Annotated in this window: 18 protein-coding genes; 6 read left to right on the forward strand and 12 right to left on the reverse strand. The window is 34.4% G+C overall.

Features of this window, described 5'->3' with window-relative positions:
* Positions 1–30 precede the first annotated feature (30 nt).
* From apaH to yrfG, 11 genes are all read right to left on the reverse strand, one after another.
* Complete coding sequence (gene apaH, locus EV697_RS07830; protein WP_132024388.1) at positions 31–852, reverse strand: bis(5'-nucleosyl)-tetraphosphatase (symmetrical) ApaH; 822 nt, start codon at positions 850–852, stop codon at positions 31–33.
* Between the two features lie 28 nt (positions 853–880).
* Positions 881–1735: a 16S rRNA (adenine(1518)-N(6)/adenine(1519)-N(6))-dimethyltransferase RsmA gene (gene rsmA / locus EV697_RS07835; RefSeq protein WP_132024390.1), complete on the reverse strand. Its 855-nt coding sequence runs from the start codon at positions 1733–1735 to the stop codon at positions 881–883.
* A gap of 73 nt (positions 1736–1808) precedes the next feature.
* Positions 1809–2753 (reverse strand): peptidylprolyl isomerase, encoded by a 945-nt coding sequence (locus EV697_RS07840; protein ID WP_132024392.1) that lies wholly within the window; start codon positions 2751–2753, stop codon positions 1809–1811.
* 71 nt (positions 2754–2824) lie between these two features.
* Positions 2825–3367 (reverse strand): bifunctional pyr operon transcriptional regulator/uracil phosphoribosyltransferase PyrR, encoded by a 543-nt coding sequence (gene pyrR / locus EV697_RS07845; protein WP_132024394.1) that lies wholly within the window; start codon positions 3365–3367, stop codon positions 2825–2827.
* Between the two features lie 226 nt (positions 3368–3593).
* Positions 3594–4778: an elongation factor Tu gene (gene tuf / locus EV697_RS07850; RefSeq protein ID WP_132023998.1), complete on the reverse strand. Its 1185-nt coding sequence runs from the start codon at positions 4776–4778 to the stop codon at positions 3594–3596.
* A gap of 61 nt (positions 4779–4839) precedes the next feature.
* Entirely contained in the window at positions 4840–6942 is a 2103-nt protein-coding gene (gene fusA, locus EV697_RS07855; RefSeq protein WP_132024396.1) for an elongation factor G, read from the reverse strand.
* A 101-nt stretch (positions 6943–7043) separates the two neighbouring features.
* Entirely contained in the window at positions 7044–7514 is a 471-nt protein-coding gene (rpsG, locus tag EV697_RS07860; RefSeq protein ID WP_132024398.1) for a 30S ribosomal protein S7, read from the reverse strand.
* Between the two features lie 127 nt (positions 7515–7641).
* Positions 7642–8016, reverse strand: a complete 375-nt coding sequence (rpsL, locus tag EV697_RS07865) for a 30S ribosomal protein S12 (protein ID WP_115316225.1) — start codon at positions 8014–8016, stop codon at positions 7642–7644.
* A gap of 157 nt (positions 8017–8173) precedes the next feature.
* Positions 8174–9037: an Hsp33 family molecular chaperone HslO gene (gene hslO / locus EV697_RS07870; protein ID WP_132024400.1), complete on the reverse strand. Its 864-nt coding sequence runs from the start codon at positions 9035–9037 to the stop codon at positions 8174–8176.
* Between the two features lie 63 nt (positions 9038–9100).
* Positions 9101–9511 (reverse strand): ribosome-associated heat shock protein Hsp15, encoded by a 411-nt coding sequence (gene hslR, locus EV697_RS07875; RefSeq protein WP_132024402.1) that lies wholly within the window; start codon positions 9509–9511, stop codon positions 9101–9103.
* 6 nt (positions 9512–9517) lie between these two features.
* A complete protein-coding gene (gene yrfG, locus EV697_RS07880) occupies positions 9518–10168 on the reverse strand; it encodes a GMP/IMP nucleotidase (protein ID WP_236824055.1) in 651 nt (216 codons plus the stop codon).
* A 262-nt stretch (positions 10169–10430) separates the two neighbouring features.
* On the opposite strand from yrfG, the gene metF reads away from it, so the two are divergent.
* Complete coding sequence (gene metF, locus EV697_RS07885; RefSeq protein WP_132024404.1) at positions 10431–11309, forward strand: methylenetetrahydrofolate reductase; 879 nt, start codon at positions 10431–10433, stop codon at positions 11307–11309.
* Positions 11310–11352: 43 nt separating this feature from the next.
* Here metF and EV697_RS07890 read toward each other — a convergent pair whose 3' ends face one another.
* On the reverse strand, positions 11353–12291 hold the full coding sequence (locus EV697_RS07890) for a LysR family transcriptional regulator (protein ID WP_132024406.1): 939 nt from the start codon (positions 12289–12291) through the stop codon (positions 11353–11355).
* A 294-nt stretch (positions 12292–12585) separates the two neighbouring features.
* Between EV697_RS07890 and metE the strand changes: the two genes are divergently transcribed.
* From metE to EV697_RS07915, 5 genes are all read left to right on the forward strand, one after another.
* A complete protein-coding gene (metE, locus tag EV697_RS07895) occupies positions 12586–14856 on the forward strand; it encodes a 5-methyltetrahydropteroyltriglutamate--homocysteine S-methyltransferase (RefSeq protein ID WP_132024408.1) in 2271 nt (756 codons plus the stop codon).
* A 201-nt stretch (positions 14857–15057) separates the two neighbouring features.
* Positions 15058–15609, forward strand: coding sequence for an ADP compounds hydrolase NudE (nudE, locus tag EV697_RS07900; protein ID WP_132024410.1), 552 nt, complete (start codon positions 15058–15060; stop codon positions 15607–15609).
* A 97-nt stretch (positions 15610–15706) separates the two neighbouring features.
* Positions 15707–17734: an OPT family oligopeptide transporter gene (locus EV697_RS07905; protein ID WP_176672801.1), complete on the forward strand. Its 2028-nt coding sequence runs from the start codon at positions 15707–15709 to the stop codon at positions 17732–17734.
* Between the two features lie 112 nt (positions 17735–17846).
* Positions 17847–18458 carry a fused MFS/spermidine synthase gene (locus EV697_RS07910; protein WP_132024412.1) on the forward strand — a complete coding sequence of 204 codons (612 nt, stop codon included), beginning with the start codon at positions 17847–17849 and terminating at the stop codon, positions 18456–18458.
* Positions 18451–19950 carry a spermine/spermidine synthase domain-containing protein gene (locus EV697_RS07915; protein WP_132024414.1) on the forward strand — a complete coding sequence of 500 codons (1500 nt, stop codon included), beginning with the start codon at positions 18451–18453 and terminating at the stop codon, positions 19948–19950. Before EV697_RS07910 ends, EV697_RS07915 begins: the two co-directional genes overlap by 8 nt.
* Positions 19951–20041: the final 91 nt, after the last annotated feature.

Raw genomic sequence — 20041 nt, forward strand, 5'->3', positions numbered from 1 at the left:
TAATGAATAAGGGGATTATTTAAGGAAAATCTAACGATAATCTTTTACTGCGGGTTGTTCAAAATATTGTTTATCTTCCCAACGCAACATAGTCATTCTATTTCCCCAAACACAACCTGTATCTAAAGCATAAATATTGGAGGGTGTTTTACTATCGACTAAACTCGCCCAATGCCCAAAAATAATATTTTGTTGTTTAAATAATGGATTCGCTAAACTAAACCAAGTAGTTAATTCTTTTGGCGCTTGTTCAGGGGGTACTTTACAATCAAAATCAAGACGATTATCAACATAACAAAAACGCATTCTTGTAAATACATTAATAATATAACGTAAACGCTCTAAACCTTGTAGATCTTCCGACCAGCGATCTGGCTTGTTTTCATACATATTTTTTAGTAAGTCAGCATAATCATCTGATCGTAAAATACATTCGACTTCTTTCGCACAAGCCTTAGCGGTATCCAGATCCCAATCAGGTGAAATCCCCGCATGCACAACTAAAAAATTATGAATTTGATGATGAATAAGTAGAGGCTGCTTTCTTAGCCAGTCCATTAATTCTTGAAAATCAGGTGCAGTAAAAATTGCATCAACATGATCTTTAGGTTTCACCTTTTTAATACCAAGTGCGGTAGAAATTAAATGCAAATCATGATTTCCAAGAACTGTATGCCCTGCACCGCCCAGAGATTTTACGAAACGTAAGCACTCTAAAGATTTATCCCCTCTAGCAACCAAATCTCCAACCAAATAAAGCTCATCTTCGCTCGGTTCAAAGTTTACTTTATCCAGTAAAAGTCGTAATTCATCATAACAACCTTGTAAATCACCAACTAAATATGTTGCCATTTTTTCACCGCACTTTTAGGTTTTAATTTTAAATATCATCAGTAACTTGCTGATTTTCAACAGGTGGATTATCAAATAACCAATTAGCTAAACGAGCATAATCCGCAATCGTTAAATTCTCAGCTCGATCCATTAAATTAATACCTAGATCAACTAATTGCTCAGATGTAAATAAACTTGATAATGCATTACGTAAGGTTTTTCTACGCTGATTAAATGCTTGACTACATACCCTATTTAACCAATAAAGATCTTTTACAGGATGAGGTAATACTGTATGAGGAATTAGACGAACCACCGCAGAATCTACTTTAGGTGCAGGCTTAAACGCTGAAGGGGGAACTTCTAACACAGGAATAACTTGACAGAAATATTGTGCCATTACCGTTAAACGTCCATAAGCCTTACTATTCGGTGCTGCACATAAACGTTTGACTACTTCTTTTTGCAACATAAAGTGCATATCTTGAATAATCTCATGATATTCAAATAAATGAAACATTAATGGTGTAGAAATATTATAAGGAAGATTACCAAATACTCGTAATTTTTGATTCTTTTCTGCTAAATTTTCATCTTCATATAATTTTCGAAAATCAAACTGCATTGCATCTGCTTCAATAACATTTAATTTTTGATGTAAAAATGGGTGATGACGTAAACGCTCTGCTAAATCTCGATCAAGCTCAACTACGGTTAATCTCTCTACTTGTTCAGCAACAGGTTCTGTTAACGCACCTAATCCCGGACCAATTTCAACTAAAAATTGATCTTTTTGTGGATAAATAGATAACACAATATTTTGAATAACATTATTATCCTGTAAAAAGTTTTGCCCGAAACGTTTACGAGCAGTATGACCTAGATGTTTTTTTGAATTCATAATTGTTCTTAAATAAAAAATGTTAATGACATTATAAATCAAAATCCCAGCTTATTGCTGGGATTTTATTAAATTAATTAAGATATTGAATATTCGCTCGTTTACGTAACGCCTTTACCCAATCTTTTGAATACAGCTCAACCTGCTGATTTACCAATTTTTCATACGCTTTTTGCATATAGGCTTCTTGTGTTCTATCACCTTGACGAGTATCAGTCACTTCAAGAATATGCCAACCAAATTCAGTTTTAATTGGTTGTGAAATAATACCTTTCTTCAATCGAGCAACTGTCTTAGCAAATTCTCCAACATAGGTTTCTGGAAATGCAAATCCCAAATTACCACCATTAGCTCCTGATAAATAATCTTTTGAATATTTTAATGCCGCATCAGCAAAAGTAATTTTTTTGGAAATAATATCATTTCTAATTTGAGTTAATTTAGCTTTTGCTTGTGCATCATTGAGCAATGGATTAAGTTTTAACAAAATATGGCGAACCTGATACTCTGTTCCTGAAACTTTCCTTTCTGTCCCTTGTTTCTTTGCTTCTTTCAACATTTTTTGACCTAAAGCCTGTACTTCTTCCCGACTTACATCTATCCCTTGACCTATTGCCTGATTACGTACCTCGCTCATTATCAACTGATTAGCAATCTGATTACGATAAGTATTAAAATTAATACCTTGATAATCCAAGGCATCTAAAAACTGACCATAAGTCAATCCATTTTGAGCGGCAATACCTTCTATAATACGATCTATCTGAGCATAATCTACTTTAACTTTTGAATCTTTAATTGCTTGCTCAACTAATATCTCATCAATAACTTTATCAACTGCAACTTTATAGTTTGCTTTCGTATTAGCTGCCAGTCCCAACTTTTTCTTAACCTGACTTTCAAGAATTGGGATTCCATTTACTGTTGCACTCACTTTTTCTATTGCTTGAGAAGTCGTTGCAATAGCAAACAAACCTAATACAGAAAATAAAATTTTCTTACCATTGAATATATTCATTATTTATCCCATTATTAAATTACAACAATTGTCACTCTTAGACCTTATTTATTTTAAAAGGTTCATTATCTTTATTTGGAAAGTAAAGCTACTTCATAACAGTTATCAAAATTCATTGTTCTTACCTGAATTTCCTCTAAACGGCTAGTTGGAACATTCTTACCAACATAATCTGCTCGAATTGGTAATTCTCGATGTCCTCTGTCCACAAAAATAACCAGTTCTATTCTTGCTGCTCGTCCAAAATCAATCAAAGCATCCAGTGCCGCACGAATTGTACGCCCAGTAAAAAGCACATCATCAATTAAAATTACTGTTTTATTTTCAATATCAATATAATCAGAAGCTCCACTATATACTGGCGCTTGATGTTTGTTTTCTAAGTAATCAAGATCATCTCGATAAAAAGTAATATCCAGTTCTAAAGAAGGCAAATCAATTTCTGTTAAATCAACGATCTTACGTCTTATTAATTCAGCAATTTCAGCACCTCGACGCTTAATGCCAACAATAACAATATCGTCTAAACTACGATGTTTTTCAATAATTTCATGAGAAATACGAGAAATTGTGCGCATAAACTGCGATTCATTAATAATAATTTTTTCTGACATATTTTCCTTAGATAAGTAAATTAAAGAGAACATCCTTACTATATCAAAAATAAAAGATAAAATGTTTAATTTTTATATTTTATTTAGCTAAAAAATTTAAAAATTAAATATCCATATAAAAATCACAAAATTTATACCTATTTCAATATACTTAATCTAATTAAACTTTTATAAGCAATAAAAAAGGGATCATAAGATCCCTTTTTATCATTCATGTTCTGCTTAATTATTTAATAATTTTTGCAACAACACCCGCACCTACTGTACGTCCACCTTCACGAATCGCAAAGCGTAAACCTTGGTCCATCGCGATTGGGTGAATTAAGCTTACTACCATTTTGATATTATCGCCTGGCATTACCATTTCTACGCCTTCTGGTAATTCAATCGTTCCTGTTACATCTGTTGTACGGAAATAGAATTGTGGACGGTAACCTTTAAAGAATGGAGTGTGACGTCCACCTTCATCTTTTGATAATACGTAAACTTCTGATTCAAAGTCTGTATGTGGTGTGATTGAACCTGGTTTCGCTAATACTTGTCCACGTTCGATTTCTTCACGTTTTGTTCCACGTAATAATGCACCTACGTTCTCACCTGCACGACCTTCGTCTAACAATTTACGGAACATTTCCACACCTGTTACCGTTGTTTTTGTTGTTGGTTTAATACCAACAATTTCAACTTCTTCACCTGTACGGATAACACCACGCTCTACACGACCTGTTACTACCGTTCCACGTCCTGAAATTGAGAATACATCTTCAATTGGTAATAAGAATGGCTGATCGATTGCACGCTCTGGCTCTGGAATATAGCTATCTAAATGACCTGCTAATTCTACAATCTTATCTTCCCACTCTGGTACACCATTTAATGCTTGTAATGCTGAACCACGTACGATTGGTGTATCATCACCTGGGAAATCATATTGTGAAAGAAGTTCACGAACTTCCATCTCTACTAATTCTAATAATTCTTCATCATCAACCATATCACATTTATTTAAGAATACGATGATGTAAGGTACACCTACTTGGCGTCCTAAAAGTATATGCTCACGTGTTTGTGGCATTGGACCATCTGTTGCTGCTACTACTAAAATAGCACCATCCATTTGTGCCGCACCAGTAATCATGTTTTTCACATAATCCGCGTGTCCTGGGCAGTCAACGTGTGCATAGTGGCGTGTTTCTGTATCATATTCAACGTGTGAAGTATTGATAGTAATACCACGTGCTTTTTCTTCTGGTGCATTATCAATTTGATCAAATGCACGTGCAGCACCACCGAATTTTTTCGATAATACAGTTGTAATTGCTGCTGTTAAAGTTGTTTTACCATGGTCAACGTGGCCTATTGTACCCACGTTAACGTGTGGTTTTTTACGTTCAAATTTTTCTTTAGACATTACTAATGTTTCCTTAATTAAAATTCTGTAGTGCACAATGCACTACAGATTTTGGTAAATATTATTTTTTACGAGCTTCAATAACTGCTTCCGCTACGTTCTTAGGTGCTTCAGCATACTTCAATGGTTCCATTGAATATGATGCACGACCTTGAGTTTGTGAGCGAAGATCTGTTGCATAACCAAACATTTCAGAAAGTGGTACTTCGGCATCAATCTTAACTACAAATTCATTTGCTTCCTGACCATTAACCATCGCACGACGACGACTTAAATCACCAATTACATCACCAACATATTCAGGTGGAGTTTCTACTTCAACTTTCATAATTGGTTCAAGTAAAGCAGGATCAGCTTTATTAAACGCCGATTTAAATGCTAGAGATGCAGCAAGCTTAAATGCTAATTCAGATGAGTCAACATCATGGTACGAACCAAAATGTAAACGTACACCTAAATCAACTACTGGATAACCAGCTAATGGACCAGATTTAAGTTGTTCTTGAATACCTTTATCAACTGCAGGAATATATTCTGTTGGAATCACCCCACCTTTGATTTCATTAACAAACTCATATCCTGGACCTTCAGGATCTAATGGATATAAATCAATAACAACATGACCATATTGACCACGACCACCAGATTGTTTTGCATGTTTACCTTCAACATCGTTAACACGTGCACGAATTGTCTCACGATATGATACTTGAGGTTTACCGATATTCGCTTCAACTTTAAATTCACGTTTCATACGATCAACGATGATATCTAAGTGTAACTCACCCATACCAGAGATAATAGTTTCACCAGATTCTTCATCAGTGTGAACACGGAAAGAAGGATCTTCTTGTGCAAGACGACCTAATGCAAGCCCCATTTTTTCTTGGTCAGCTTTTGTTTTAGGTTCTACCGCAACAGAAATTACAGGCTCAGGGAATTCCATACGCTCAAGGATAATTGGCGAATCAATTGCACATAGAGTATCACCAGTAGCAACATCTTTTAATCCGATAGCAGCAGCAATATCACCAGCGCGAACTTCTTTAATTTCTTCACGTTTATTTGCGTGCATTTGAACAATACGACCAAAACGCTCACGTTTTTGTTTAACAGAGTTAACAACTGTATCACCAGAGTTAATTACACCAGAATACACACGGAAGAAAGTCAAGTTACCCACGAATGGGTCTGTTGCAATTTTAAATGCTAACGCTGAGAAAGGCTCATCATCACTCGCATGACGTTCACCTTCTGTTTCATCTGGATTAATACCTTTAATAGATTCAACGTCTGTTGGTGCTGGTAAATAATCAATTACTGCATCAAGCATTGCTTGAACACCTTTATTTTTAAAGGCTGAACCACAAGTAACAAGAATAATTTCTGTCGCTAAAACACGTTGACGTAAACCAAATTTAATTTCATCTTCAGTTAAATCTTCACCACCAAGGTATTTTTCCATTAATTCTTCTGAAGCTTCTGCCGCTGCTTCAACAAGATTATGACGCCATTCTTCACAAGCTTCTAACATATCAGCTGGCACATCTTCATAAGTAAACGTCATACCTTGATCAGCTTCATTCCAGTTGATTGCTTTCATTTTAAGCAAATCAACAACACCTTTGAAGTTTTCTTCTGAACCAATTGGTAATTGTAAAGGTACAGCTGTTCCACCTAAACGTGTTTTAATTTGTTCAACAACACGTAAAAAGTTCGCACCCGTACGGTCCATTTTATTAACAAATGCGATACGTGGAACTTTATATTTATTAGCTTGACGCCATACAGTTTCTGATTGAGGTTGAACGCCACCAACCGCACAATATACCATTACTGCACCATCAAGAACACGCATAGAACGCTCTACTTCAACAGTAAAGTCTACGTGTCCCGGAGTATCAATAACATTAATACGGTGTTTAGGGTATTGTTGTGACATACCACTCCAGAATGCTGTTGTTGCAGCTGAAGTAATAGTAATACCACGCTCTTGTTCTTGTTCCATCCAGTCCATAGTTGCCGCACCATCGTGAACTTCACCGATTTTGTGACTTACGCCTGTATAGAAAAGGATACGCTCTGAGGTAGTTGTTTTACCTGCATCAATGTGAGCACTAATACCGATATTACGATAATGCTCAATAGGGGTTACGCGAGCCATTAATATTTCCTTTTTGGAATTTTATAAAATAAATTTTTAATATGGATAAGGCTCCATCGCATAATAATGAGATGAAGCCTGAAAAACTGATTACTAACTTATTACCAACGGTAATGAGCAAATGCTTTGTTAGCTTCAGCCATACGGTGAACATCTTCACGTTTTTTCACCGCAGCACCTTTGTTTTCAGACGCATCTGATAATTCATTCGCTAAACGTAAAGCCATTGATTTATCACCACGTTTACGTGCAGCTTCAACAATCCAACGCATACCTAATGCGTTACGACGAACTGGACGTACTTCAACTGGTACTTGATAAGTAGAACCACCCACACGGCGAGATTTAACCTCGACAGTAGGGCGTACATTTTCTAATGCAATTTCGAAAGCTTCTAGAGCTTCTTTACCTGTGCGTTCTGCTAAGGTATCAAGTGCATTATAAACAATAGTTTCCGCGATAGATTTTTTACCATCTACCATTAAAACATTAATAAATTTCGCAAGTAATTCTGAACCGAATTTCGGATCTGGAAGGATCTTGCGTTGTCCAACAACACGACGACGTGGCATTGTAATTTCTCCGTATTTATAATCTTCAGGATTACCCAAAACTCAATATATAAGCGAGTTGCTAAATGTACTGGAGTTTATGGTTAATTAATTTAATTAGCGTTTGGCCTTACTCAACGGAGAACCATTAAGATTTAGGACGTTTAACGCCATATTTTGAACGAGCTTGTTTACGATCTTTTACGCCAGCACAGTCTAATGCTCCACGTACAGTGTGATAACGCACACCAGGTAAATCTTTAACACGACCGCCACGGATAAGCACAACACTATGCTCTTGAAGGTTATGACCTTCTCCGCCAATATATGAGGTTACTTCGTAACCATTAGTTAAACGAATACGACATACTTTACGTAATGCTGAATTCGGTTTTTTAGGTGTAGTTGTGTATACACGAGTACACACGCCACGTTTCTGCGGGCAAGCCTCTAATGCAGGAACGGTGCTTTTTACAACCTTTTTAACACGCGGTTTGCGTACTAGCTGGTTGATAGTTGCCATTAAAAACTCCAGTTTAATAGTTATTCATAATAAAATGTATATTTATTAACCTATCCATTATTAGATAGACGTCAAATTCTAATATTGAAAAAATCAAAAGTCAAGAATTAAGCAAAATTCAACAAAATATTACCGCACTTTTACTTTAACACTTTGACTAGCACTTTAATTTATCTATGGCTTCTTTATTGAAGAAATAATGCGTACCACAACATTCACATTGCATATCAATACTGCCTTTATGTTCTTCCAATACTTCATTCAATTCCTGATCGGATAACAGCAATAATGCCGCACCTGATCGCTCCATTGAACAACCACAAAAGAATTGCACCTTATGAGACGGGTAAATTTCTACCATTTCTTCGTGGTATAAACGATACAGCAATTCCTCTGCTGTCAAACCAAACAGTTCTTCGTCTTTTACTGTCGCACATAATGTTGCTAGATGATCAAAATCATCTTCTGTTCCAGTACCATCTGGTATTACTTGCAATAGCATACCTGCAGCAACAGGCTTTCCATCAAAAACGCCTGTACGGATAAATAATTTGGTTTTTAATTGCTCGGAACGTACAAAGTAATCCTCTAAACATTCAGTAATAGTTGGTTTATCAAGTGCTATTACTCCTTGATAACGCTCCCCTTCTTCTGGTGCAATAGTAATAACAAGTACACCTTTGCCAATCATATCAGTTAACGACATCTTTTCGTCAATTACACCATCAACACGAGCTAACGCTCGAATATTTTGTGTATCAGTACCATTAACCAATGCTAATTTTAAAGGTCCATCACCTTGAATTTGTACAGTAATATTCCCTTTAAATTTTAAAGTTGCTGTTAATAAATTGGTTGCCACCATCATTTCACCCAACAAATTTTGTACAGCTATGGGATAATGATGGGTATTGAGGGTATCAATAAAAGTTTGATTTAATCTCACCCATTCACCACGAACAGCTCTGTCTTTAAATAAATAACGGTAAAGCTTATCGTTATCTTGTATATAATTATTCATAATAAAATCCAATTTTTGTTAATAATGAAAAGAAATATTGAGATAAAATTAACAATTACAACCCTATTGATGTTTAAACTTAATCAAATCTCGACGCTCTTTTTTATTTGGACGACGATCAGGATGTGGCATAGAAAGTGCATTATTTTTTCTTGCTATAGCTAATTTTTCTCTTGTTTCAATACTTTTTTGTGTTTCTTTATATAAAAGCTGTGCCTCAGATGCCCCTCGTCGTTGAATAGATAACTGTAATACTTCAACTTCTTTTTCTTCATTTCCTTGACGTAATTTAATAATAGCACCAATTTCCACGGTTTTATTTGGCTTAGCTCGCTGATTATTATAATGTACTTTACCACCATCAATCATTGCCTTAGCAAGTGAACGTGTTTTGTAAAAACGAGCTGCCCATAACCACTTATCTAACCGAATATCATTATCTTGGTTTATATCATCTAAATTCTTTTTTGCCATAATATATCAAATTAACTCCAAATAATTTTTTACACTAATATGATTTTTGAATGTCTTAATTGGCACACTGCTATCTGGATTTTCTACCCCGATGGTATAAGCAATACCAAACTGTTTTGCACTGTCTAGTACTTTTTCTGTATCGTCCATAAAAAAAGTTCGGCTGGGATCAAAAGGATAATAAGACTGTAAACTATTCCACAATGCTTGCTCTACTTTTGGAAAACCAAACTGATGTGTCGAAAATAATGCATTAAAGTGCGGTGATAAATTACAATGATTTAATTTTACCTGTAAACTAAAAGGGTGACTATCCGTCAACAAAATTAAGTGTTTTCCTTTTGTTTTTATTGCTTGTAAAAATGGATAAACATCTTCTCGAACCTTAGTTTGCTTAGCTTGTAATGCCAATAAATCCCTTATAGGCAAATTAAGTTTATTTTCCCAAAAATCAATATCATACCAATCCATACTATGCTCAATTTCATCATAATATCGTTTAAGTAAGCGATGACTATCATCTATTGATATAGCATACTTACGAGAATAGGCTTCAGGGACAATATATTTCCAGAAGGAATGATCTAAATAAAGGTCAATTAGCGTCCCATCTAAATCCAAAATTACCGTATCAATATTCTGCCAATTAATTTTCAAACACTCCCCCTTAATTTATAACAATTTAATAAAAATGGTTACTTTACCATTCTATCACAGAACATTATCATTATTCTCACCAAAAATCCCCTTGTTCAAAGCCCGTTAATTCCAATACTTCAAAACACCCAATATGAATCAAATTCATAGATAAATGAAAATAATAAAATTGACATAACATTCTTATCGCTCTAAATTAGCCATAAAGACATCTAAACGCCCAGACATCTAATTATAATTTTATACAGGTAAGGACTATATTATGAGCTATGCAAAAGAGATTGATCTACTTAACCAAAATATCGCTGATTTAGAAGGAAAAATAAATGTTTCTTTTGAATTTTTTCCCCCGAAAAATGAAAATATGGAAGTTTTATTAAAAGATTCAATTCAACGTCTTAAAGTACTAAAACCAAAATTTGTATCTGTTACTTATGGTGCCAATTCAGGAGAAAGAAATCGAACACACAACATTGTGAAAAATATTCAGAGTGAAACAGGTATTATTGCCGCCCCTCACTTAACAGGAATTGATGCAACTACCGATGAATTACGCCAAATTGCACAAGATTATTGGGAAAGCGGTATTCGCCATATCGTTGCATTAAGAGGTGATGAACCAGCTGGATACGCTAAAAAACCATTTTATGCCTCTGACTTGGTTAAATTACTCAAAGATGTTGCTGACTTTGATATTTCTGTTGCTGCTTATCCTGAAGTACATCCAGAAGCAAAATCAGCACAAGCGGATCTTCTCTATTTAAAGAAAAAAATTGAAGCAGGAGCAAATCGTGCTATTACTCAATTTTTCTTTGATATTGACAGCTACCTCCGCTTTCGAGATCGTTGTGTAACTGTTGGGATTGATGTAGAAATTATCCCAGGTATTTTACCTGTTTCTAATTTTAAACAATTGGATAAAATGGCAAAAATCACTAATGTAAAAATTCCTAGCTGGATGAGAAAAATGTATGAAGGTTTAGATGATGATCAGACTACCCGCAATTTAGTTGGGGCAAGTATTGCTATTGATATGGTAAAAATTTTATCAAAAGAAGGCGTAAAAGATTTTCATTTTTATACACTAAATCGCTCAGAATTGACTTATGCTATCTGCCATACCCTTGGAATACGTCCTTAAAATGGCACTTTTCTTGATAAACACAATAATCAAAAGTGCGGTATTATTTTTCCGCACTTTCAAGTGTTAACAAATCAGGTATAGTAGCAAAGCTTTCAGCTTGTACCGTGTTGTGAAAATCTGAAATATATGCCACCTTCGTATCCGTTTTACGAATCGCACCATAAAGATTACTATATAATCCACCTTGAGTAATACGCTTGGCTACAACATAACCTTTTTCTAAATAAGGTTTTACTGTCCAATAAGGCAATGCTGCAATTCCCCTTTTACTTGCCACAAGTTGAATAATCGCAATAGTTAATTCACTGGTTCTACGCACGGGATTAATCCCCTTAGGATGTAAAACTTTACGAATTAAATCTAGCATATCATCAGAAACAGGATAAGTAATAAGTGTTTCCTCTCGGAAATCTTCCGCTTCCCAAACATTTTTTTCAGCTAAAGGATGATCTTTAGAACAAATACCAACCATTTCATAAGAGAACAAAGGATAATAGCTAATATCCGCATTCTCTTCTAATTCTGAAACCACCACCCAATCTGCTCGATAACTTAATAATAAACCGATAGTATCTGTATGAAATCCTGATAAAATATCCAACTCAACTAATGGCCATCCTTGACGAAACCTATCCATTGAGGGCATTAACCAGTCAAAACAAGTATGACATTCTACTGCTATTCGTAATTCTCCAGCCTTACCTTGTTTTACCCTAACAAGATCCAATTCAGCATCAATTACTTTAGGTAAAACATCATTTGCTAATTTAATTAAACGTTCTCCCGCAGGTGTAAAACGTATGGGCTGTGTTTTTCGTTCAAACAATGCCAAATCATATTGATCTTCCAAACATTTAATCTGATGTGAAAGTGCCGATTGAGTCAAATGCACTCGCTTAGCCGCAAGAGATACACTGCCAGTTTCTTTAAGTGCTAACAATGTTTTTAAATGACGAAGCTCCAAAAATATTGGTTTCATTATTAAAAATACTCATAATTAATAAAATATTGATGAAAATTATAACATTTAATCAAAAAAATATAATTAATTTATCAGAAAATACAACTTACAGATCAAATAAAATAACAAAAATAGAATATAACCATATAATTTTAATGATATTTTTTGATTATTAAAATTTTTCATAATCAATGTGAAAATTATTATCTTGCATAATTAAATTTTTTTGTCATTATACATAAAGACGTTTAGATGTTTAGACTTCTAAAACCAATTACTCTGATTATAACTATTTTAAAAAAGGAAAATTTTATGACAACACTTCATCACTTAGGATTTCCACGTGTGGGTGCAAAACGTGAACTTAAATTTGCACAAGAACGTTATTGGCGTAAAGAATTATCTGAACAAGATTTACTTGATATCGCACAAAAACTACGAGAAATAAATTGGCAAAATCAAGCCAAAGAAAATGCCGATTATGTTACCGTTGCAGACTTCACATTTTATGATCATATTTTAGATCTACAAGTTGCAACAGGTGCGATACCAAAACGTTTTGGATTTGATAGCCAAAAACTCACTTTAGAGCAATATTTTGAACTTGCTCGTGGTAATAAAGATCAATTTGCCATTGAAATGACAAAATGGTTTGATACCAATTACCATTATCTTGTCCCTGAATTTCATAAAAATACAGAGTTTAAAGCAAATCCAAGTCATTATGTTAAGCAAATTAAAGAAGCGAAAGCATTAGGTTTCAATACCAAACCTGTTATTGTCGGTCCACTAACATTTCTATGGTTAGGTAAAGAAAAAGGAGAGACCTTTAATCGCCTACAACTTCTTGAAAAGCTACTGCCTATTTATACTGAAATTTTAAATGCCTTCATTGCAGAAGGAGTGGAATGGATTCAAATTGATGAACCTGCATTAGCACTAGATCTTCCAAAAGAATGGCTAGAAGCTTACAATTATGTTTATACAGAACTAGCAAAAGTTAATGCAAGATTATTATTAACCACCTATTTTGGATCCGTAGCTGAACACGCGCCATTATTAAAATCACTACCAGTTGATGGCTTACATTTAGATTTAGTCAGAGCACCAGAACAATTATCTGCTTTTACCGATTATGAAAAAGTACTTTCATTAGGGGTAATTGATGGACGTAACATTTGGCGAGCAAATCTCAATGAAACGCTTAATTTATTAGAACCATTAAAAGCAACACTCGGTGAACGCCTATGGATCGCACCAAGCTGCTCATTATTGCACACGCCTTATGATTTAAGTGTTGAAACAGAATTACAAGATAAAAAACCTGATTTATACAACTGGTTATCTTTTACTTTACAAAAAATTAAAGAATTACATATATTAAAGACCGCACTTAATCAAGGTCGTGATGCTGTTGCAGCGGAATTAGAACAAAGCCAACTTGCAGCACAAACAAGAGCAGAAAGTAAAGATATTCATCGTATCGAAGTCACTGCTAGATTAGCTCATTTACCAGAAAATGCAGACAAACGTAAATCACCTTTTGCAGAACGCATTAAAGAACAAAATCAATGGCTAAATTTACCATTATTACCAACAACAACTATTGGATCATTCCCACAAACCCCTGAAATTCGTTATGCTCGTGCAAGTTTCAAAAAAGGTGAACTAAGCCTTGAAGACTACGAAACGGCAATGAAAAAAGAAATTGAATATGTTGTTCGCCGTCAAGAAGAGCTTGATTTAGATGTTCTAGTTCACGGTGAAGCAGAACGTAATGATATGGTCGAATATTTTGGAGAACTATTAGATGGCTTCGCATTTACTAAATTCGGTTGGGTACAAAGCTATGGTTCACGCTGTGTTAAACCGCCAGTAATTTATGGTGACGTCGCTCGTCCAACACCAATGACTGTTCGCTGGTCTCAATATGCACAAAGTTTAACGAAAAAAGTAATGAAAGGAATGTTAACTGGCCCAGTTACGATTTTACAATGGTCTTTTGTGCGTAATGATATTCCTCGCTCAACTGTTTGTAAGCAAATTGGTGTCGCATTATCTGATGAAGTTTTAGATTTAGAAAAAGCTGGCATTAAAGTTATCCAAATTGATGAGCCTGCAATTCGTGAAGGCTTACCACTAAAACGAGCAAATTGGGATAGCTACTTAAAATGGGCTGGAGAAGCCTTTAGATTAAGCTATATGGGAGTACAAGACGATACACAAATTCATACACATATGTGTTATTCAGAATTTAATGATATTCTTCCTGCGATTGCGGCATTAGATGCTGATGTGATTACCATCGAAACATCACGTTCTGATATGGAATTATTAACAGCATTTTCAGATTTTAAATATCCAAATGACATTGGTCCAGGTGTTTATGATATTCATAGCCCAAGAGTGCCAACGGCAGATGAAATTGAGCATTTATTGCGTAAAGCATTAAAAGTGGTACCAAAAGAACGTTTATGGGTCAATCCAGATTGTGGATTAAAAACACGAGGTTGGACGGAAACCATTGAACAACTACGTACAATGATTGATGTAACAAAAAAATTACGCAAAGAATTAGCATAAATATAAAGTAAAAACACAACATCGTAAGCAAAACCAGAGCATAATAAATACCATAAACGCTCTGGTTTTTTTATTTTCTGCTTTATCTTCAATTTAAAAAATATTATTTTTAACCTTTCCATTTCATCAACTTAGAGAGTATCATAACCAAATTACCCCCCTATTTTCATATCAAAATTAAAACTTATTTTATGAGGCAATATGAACATATTACAAAAACCAGAAATACTGTCTATTTCGACTGTAAGTAAATCACGTATTTTTGAAATACAGAGTATCGAGCTAAAATTTTCTAATGGTGAATACCGTGTTTATGAGCGTATCAAACCAAGTAGTCGTGCCGCAGTAATGATTTTAGCTATTGATGGTGATGATTTGTTAATGATAAAAGAGTATGCAGTCGGAACGGAACGTTATGAACTAGGTTTCCCCAAAGGATTAATGGACCCTAATGAAACGCCAGAAGAAAGTGCCAATAGAGAATTAAAAGAAGAAATAGGTTTAGGGGCAAATTCACTCACTCATTTAAGAACGATTAACAGTTCGCCAAGTTTTATGAATAACCCAATGCATATTTTCATTGCTAAAGATTTCTATCCTTGTAAGTTAGAAGGCGATGAACCAGAGCCATTACAACTTATCCGATACCCTTTAAATAAAATTGATCAATTACTCGCTGATCCTGATTTTTATGAGGCGAGAAATTTGACCGCACTTTATTTATTAAAAGATTATCTTAGTATAAAATCGTGATCTAAATCACATTTTATGCACAAACTTTTTTATTCCTAATTATTTAGCGTTATATTGAAGCGTTTTTCTAAAATAATATCAACATATGGAGCAATTTATGCAAAAAGCTAATAATCTTGCACCAACAATGCAAGAATTAACATTCAGAGGAATGTTGCTTGGTGCGTTAATTACCGTTATTTTTACAGCCTCAAATGTTTATTTAGGCTTAAAAGTTGGGTTAACATTCGCCTCATCAATTCCTGCTGCGGTCATTTCAATGGCAGTATTAAAAATGTTTTCAGGATCCAATATCCTAGAAAACAATATGGTTCAAACTCAAGCCTCATCAGCAGGAACACTTTCCTCTGTAATATTTGTTATTCCTGGACTACTAATGATGGGATACTGGCAAGGATTTCCATTCCTACAAACATTATTAATCTGTACCGCTGGTGGTATTCTAGGAGTTATTTTTACTATTCCACTAAGAACCGCAATGGTTGTCAATACCAACCTCCCTTATCCAGAAGGTGTTGCTGCTGCTGAAATCTTAAAAGCAGGTAATCACGAAGGAGAAGAAGGAACTGGAGATAGCGGTATCAAAGAAATTGCTACTGGTGGTTTTATCGCCGCTACTGTTGGATTTTTAACTAACGGTTTACGCATTATTTCTGATAGTGCTGGGCTTTGGTTTAAAGGTGGCAATGCCGTATTCCAAATACCAATGGGCTTCTCACTTGCATTATTAGGTGCTGGCTATCTCGTTGGTATTCTTGGCGGTATCGCTATTTTACTGGGTATCTTCTTAACTTGGGAAGTTGCCGTACCATATTTTACTGCCACATCAGAAATACCAGCAAATACAGATATGGTTGGCTATGCAATGACTATTTGGAAAACCAAAGTACGTTTTATTGGTGTAGGAACGATCGGTATTGCGGCAATTTGGACATTATTAGTATTAATGAAACCAATGATTGAAGGTATGACACAATCATTTAAAGCCTTAAGAGATCCAAATGGTCAAACGCAAGATAGAACACAACAAGATCTTTCTCCAAAAACAATGATTGCAGTAGTTTTAGTATCAATTATTTTAATCGTAATTGCACTACATAATTTCATCGAGAAAGCACCAATTTCTGCAGAAGCCTCTGTTTTATTGGTAATTGTTTGTACCGCACTTGCCGTATTTATTGGTTTCTTTGTAGCTGCTGCTTGTGGGTATATGGCAGGTCTTGTCGGTTCGTCATCTAGCCCAATTTCAGGTATTGGTATTATTTCTATTGTATTAATTTCATTAACATTAATGCTAGTAGGAAAAATAACAGGTTTATTAGAAACACTAGAAGGTCAGCAATTTTTAACGGCATTAACCATTTTCTCTGGCTCAATAGTAGTAAGTACCGCCGCTATCTCTAATGACAATCTACAAGACTTGAAAACGGGTTTATTAGTCAAAGCAACACCTTGGAAACAACAGGTTGCCTTGATTATCGGCTGTATAGTCGGTGCATTAGTTATCGCTCCAGTTCTTGAAATTCTTTACCACGCTTATGGATTTACAGGGGCATTACCACGTCCAGATATGGATCCGACACAAGCACTATCTGCTCCACAAGCAACATTAATGACCACCATCGCACAAGGTATTTTTAACAGTAACCTTGAGTGGACTTATATTTTTATGGGTATTGCACTTGGTGTGTTACTTATCATTATTGATATTGTATTGAAAAAAATCAGTCATAATAGCTTCGCACTTCCAGCTTTAGCTGTCGGTATGGGTATTTATTTACCGCCGTCAATCAATATGCCTATTGTTATTGGTGCGATTATGTCTTGGTTAATCACTCGTCATCTGAAAGCCTACGCTGCTCGTAAAGGTGATAAAACAGGTAATATTGAGAAAAAAGCCGAGAGATATGGTACATTATTTGCAGCTGGTCTAATTGTTGGTGAAAGTTTAATGGGCGTTATTCTCGCATTCATTATTGCGGCATCAGTTACCTCTGGTGGTTCTGAAGCCCCATTGGCTCTACAATTAGAAAATTGGGATAATGTTGCCAAAATACTAGGACTAGTAGTCTTTGTTTTAGGTATGATTATTTTCTCATCTCGTATTTTACGAGCAAAGAAATAATTAACTAAATATGTAAAAAACTAGACTAAATAGGTCTAGTTTTTTTATTCTATCGTACTACAAAATATAACCATACAAATTTACAGTTGTAATTATCATCAAGGATATTGAAATGATTTTATCAAGAGAACGAATTATTAAAATAGTGTTCTTTATGTCTGGCTTTTCTGCATTAATTTATCAGATTGCTTGGCAACGAATGCTATTTACTGCTTTTGGGGTTGATCTTGAATCAATCACAATCATCATTTCCGTTTTCATGGCAGGCTTAGGCGTTGGTGCGTGGGGGGGGGGGAGAATTGCTGACAAATTCCCCACTAAGATTATTGGCTTCTTTGCACTAACTGAAATAGGAATTGGTTCTTTTGGAATCCTAAGCCCATCGCTAATTGAAATTACGCAAAATTATTTCCTACATTCAAGCACACTAACGATCGCTTTTGCTAATTTTATCTTACTTTTATTTCCCACTTTTTTAATGGGTTCAACTCTTCCATTGCTTACTCAATATTTAAATCAATATTTCAATAATGTAGGTCATAACATTGGATGGTTATATTTTACAAATACTTTAGGTGCAGCGACCGCTTGTATCGTAACAGGATTTATTTTATTTAATAGTTTTACTTTAATAGATGTAATTTATATTGCAGGAATAATAAATTATCTCGTTGCATTCACTGTTTTTATTACATATGGAAGAAAGGAAACAAAAAATGACTAGAAAAGCAATGTTACTTTCCTTTTTAGGTGGTTTTTTAAGTTTAAGTATTGAAATTATTTGGATACGCTTATTTACATTCAGTTACCCTTTACCACAGTTTTTCTCATTAACTTTAGCTATTTTTTTAGTTGGAATTGCTATTGGCGCTTTTATAGGTAAACGTATATGTAATGAAGAAAAAGCTTCTATCAATTATATTGGTCGTATTTTTATACTAGCCGCTTTATTAGATATATTAGCTATCCTTGGCATTATATATAGTGTTCAACCAACTACATTACTAGTGTTAGGTTTATCTGTATTACTATGCTCTGTTGTTAGAGGTATTATTTTTCCAATTGTTCATCATTTAGGTTCAGAAAAACAAAAAACAGGGGCGGCTATTTCAAATGTTTACTTTTCTAATGTTATAGGCTGTACCCTTGCTCCAATTATAGTTGGATTTTATTTGCTAGATATTTTTAGTACTCAGCAAACCTATTTATTGATTATTGCCAGTACTTTTTTCGTTGCCTATTTTTGTATATCATCAAAACTCCTTAAAATAACAGCGATTGTCCTAGGGGCATTAAGTATTATTTCTCTAGTGCAATTACCAGAAAAAATCATTACAGCTTTAGCCCAAAATGAAGGAATAAAATTAGAGAAACTAATTGAGAATAAACATGGTTTTATCCAGATTTATCGAGATAAAAATAATGAACAGATTGTTTTTGGCAATAATGTTTATGATGGAAAATTAAATATTGATCTACTCAATAATACTAACATGATTGATAGAGCTTATATGCTCCCAATTATTGCGCCAGATGCAAAAAATATACTTGTTATTGGATTAAGTACAGGATCATGGGTTGATGTGCTAACATCAGTTCCTACTCTTGAATCCATCACCGTAGTAGAACTTAACCCTGATTACAATGAGTTTGCAGATTTTTATCCGCCAATGGCTGAATTACTAAAAGATAAACGCGTAAACGTTATTGCTGATGATGGACGTCGTTGGTTAAATAAACATCCAGATAAAAAATTTGATTATATTTTAATGAATACAACTTGGTATTGGCGTAGCTATACAACTAATCTATTAAGTAAAGAGTTTCTATCTCTAGCAAAAGAAAGGTTAAATCCTAATGGATTTATTTATTTTAACACCACAGGATTTCACGATTCATTTTATACATCAAAATCTGTTTATCCTTATGTTTATCAATATAAAAATATGTCATTAGCATCATTAATACCAATAAAAAAACCAACAGAAGATGAAATTAGCAAATCATTAGCTAAGTTAGTTTTTCAAAAAAATAATAAACCTGTTTTTAACTCTGATATTCAATTAGCAAATGCTACAGATGAAATGATGAAATACCCTATTATTGATTATCATGATATTGACTTTACTCGTTTGGGGCGGGCTCCAGAAGTCACAACGGACTATAATATGATTCCTGAATATAAATATGGATTTTTATCAACAAAACCAGAATAGTCATTAATTAAACTAAAAGTGCGGTATTTTTTTTAATAATTTTGATATACTGAAAAGGTTAAATAGAAGTTTCTTTCCAGTTATCAAATTA

It is taken from the genome of Bisgaardia hudsonensis (assembly GCF_004345785.1).
Taxonomy (GTDB): domain Bacteria; phylum Pseudomonadota; class Gammaproteobacteria; order Enterobacterales; family Pasteurellaceae; genus Bisgaardia; species Bisgaardia hudsonensis.